Origin of the sequence: Microbacterium sp. HMWF026, from assembly GCF_003061325.1 — a bacterium.
Lineage (GTDB): Bacteria > Actinomycetota > Actinomycetes > Actinomycetales > Microbacteriaceae > Microbacterium > Microbacterium testaceum_E.
Genome location: NZ_QAJB01000159.1, coordinates 1 through 2,573, shown reverse-complemented (window position 1 = coordinate 2,573; position 2,573 = coordinate 1). Strand labels below are relative to the sequence as shown.

Genomic DNA, 2,573 nt, shown 5'->3' with positions numbered 1-2,573 from the left:
CAGCGAGCACATGAAGGGCGCCGGGAGAACCCGACGCCCTTCATGTGCTCGCTGGGATCAGCGGGCGGCGTAGTACTCGACGACGAGCTGCACGTCACAGGTGACGGGCACCTCGGCGCGCTTGGGGCGACGCACGAGCTTGGCCTGGAGCGTCGACAGGTCGACCTCGAGGTAGCCCGGGACGGGGGGCAGCACTTCGGCGTGCCCACCGGCGGCGGCGACCTGGAAGGGCTCGAGGCCCTCGCTCTTCGGCTTGACGTGGATCTGCTGACCCGGCTTCACGCGGAACGACGGGCGGTCCACGAGCTGGCCGTCGGCCAGGATGTGGCGGTGCACGACGAGCTGGCGGGCCTGCGCGGTGGTGCGGGCGAAGCCCGAACGCACGACGAGGGCGTCCAGACGCATCTCGAGCAGCTCGACCAGGTTCTCACCGGTCAGGCCGTCGGTGCGGCGGGCCTCGTTGAACGCGATGCGCAGCTGCTTCTCGCGGATGCCGTACTGCTCGCGCAGACGCTGCTTCTCGCGCAGACGGACGGCGTAGTCGCTGTCGGCCTTGCGCTTGGTGCGGCCGTGCTCGCCGGGAGCGTAGGGACGCTTCTCGAGGTAGCGGGCGGCCTTGGGGGTGAGCGCGACGCCGAGGGCGCGCGACAGACGCACCTTGCGGCGGTCCTGAGACTTCGTGGTCACGAAGTTCTCCTTCCGATGACGCGGCCGCGCCTTTCGCGGCTCGCGGGCGTATCGCCCCCTTCTGCCCGGTCCGGAGCGCACGCCGGGGCGCACCGGATGGTGATCACAAGAAGGAGGGGATGCCCGAAAACCCTGTTTCGAGCCGGTTCATGTTAGCAGAGGCCGTTGTGCAGCCGCCGTCGGCGTTCAGGTGCCGTCGAGGATGCGGCGGATCTTCTCGAGTCGCGCCGAGACGTCGCGCTCGGTGCCGTGACTGGTCGGCTGGTAGTACCGGCGTCCGCGCAGCTCGTCGGGCAGATACTGCTGCGTCACGATTCCTATCTCGCTGTCATGCGCGTACTTATAGCCCTTGCCGTGTCCGAGACGCTTGGCGCCCGGGTAGTGGGCGTCGCGCAGGTGCAGGGGGACGCGGCCGAATCCGCCGGCGCGGACGTCGGCGATCGCGGCGTTGATGGCGTTGTACGCGGCGTTCGATTTGGCGGTGGTCGCCAGGTAGATCGTGGCCTCGGCGAGGGGGATGCGTCCCTCGGGCATGCCGATGAAGGCGACCGCGTCGGCGGCCGCCACCGCGATCTGCAGCGCCTGCGGGTCGGCCATGCCGATGTCTTCTGCGGCCGAGATCACCAGGCGCCGAGCGATGAAGCGGGGGTCCTCCCCCGCCTCGATCATGCGCGCGAGGTAGTGGATCGCGGCATCCGCGTCGGATCCGCGTACCGACTTGATGAAGGCGCTGATGACGTCGTAGTGCTCGTCGCCCTGCCGGTCGTACCGCAGCAGGGCGCGGTCGACGGCCTGCGCGATGTGGTCGGCCGTGATGACGGGGAGCTCGCTCGGAGGCTGCGCCTCGTCGTCTTCCGCGTCGTCGCCCTCTTCGGCATCCGTCCGCCCCCCTGCTGTCCCGGCGTCGTCTCCGGCGACGGATGCCGCGGCCTCGAGCGCCGTCAGGGCGCGACGCGCGTCGCCCGACGCCAGCCGCACGAGGGCGGCGCGCGCCTCGTCCTCGAGCACCACCCGGCCCGCGAGACCGCGGGGATCGGCGACCGCGCGGTCGACCAGCGCGCCGAGGTCGTCGTCGCCGAGCGGGCGCAGCGTCAGCAGCAGGGAGCGCGAGAGCAGGGGCGAGATGACCGAGAACGAGGGGTTCTCGGTGGTGGCGGCGATCAGGACGACCCAGCCGTTCTCGACGCCGGGCAGCAGGGCGTCCTGCTGGGCCTTGGTGAAGCGGTGGATCTCGTCGAGGAAGAGGATCGTCGACTGGCCGTAGAGGTCGCGCTGGGTCAACGCCTCTTGCATGACCTCGCGCACGTCTTTGACCCCGGCGGTGATCGCGGACAGCTCGACGAACCGGCGACCCGAGGAGCGTGCGATGGCCTGGGCGAGCGTCGTCTTGCCCGTGCCGGGCGGACCCCAGAGGATGACGGACACCGCCGAGCCCGCCGCCGAGGAATCGGTCGTCGCCAGCGTCACCAGCGGAGAACCGGGTCGCAGCAGGTGCCCCTGGCCGGCAACCTCGTCGAGGCTGACCGGCCGCATGCGGACGGCGAGCGGCGTCTGGCCCTGGAAGAGCGCGGCTGAGGGGGTCACCGTTCCAGGCTAGCCGGGGCCTCGGACGTCGGCTTTGTAGGATCGATTCGCCCGGAGGGGCGGAGGAGGATCACGTGGCAGCGCGAGGCAGAGACCGACAGACCCGCGAGCAGCGCGAGCGGGCGCGCGCGTACCAGGCGCGCGTCGAACTGCACGAGCGGCAGGGTCGTCGCCGCCGCCGTGACAACATCCTCGGCATCGTCGTCGGAGCGCTCGTCGTCCTGGCCGCGGTCGGCGTCCAGACGGCGTACTTCACGGTCGGACCCGGGATGCCGCAGCCCACCCCCTCATCCACGTCGGCC

General features: G+C 71.0%; 3 protein-coding genes. 1 reads left to right on the top strand and 2 read right to left on the bottom strand.

Translation table 11 applies throughout. The features are described from left to right. Positions 1-57 precede the first annotated feature (57 nt). Both rpsD and DBR36_RS06825 read right to left on the bottom strand, forming a co-directional pair. Entirely contained in the window at positions 58-687 is a 630-nt protein-coding gene (rpsD, locus tag DBR36_RS06830; protein WP_108318154.1) for a 30S ribosomal protein S4, read from the bottom strand. A 186-nt stretch (positions 688-873) separates the two neighbouring features. Beyond that, positions 874-2,271, bottom strand: a complete 1,398-nt coding sequence (locus DBR36_RS06825) for a replication-associated recombination protein A (RefSeq protein ID WP_108318153.1) — start codon at positions 2,269-2,271, stop codon at positions 874-876. A gap of 74 nt (positions 2,272-2,345) precedes the next feature. Between DBR36_RS06825 and DBR36_RS06820 the strand changes: the two genes are divergently transcribed. After that, positions 2,346-2,573 (top strand): dioxygenase (locus DBR36_RS06820; RefSeq protein WP_108318152.1); only part of this gene is annotated, 228 nt, incomplete at its 3' end.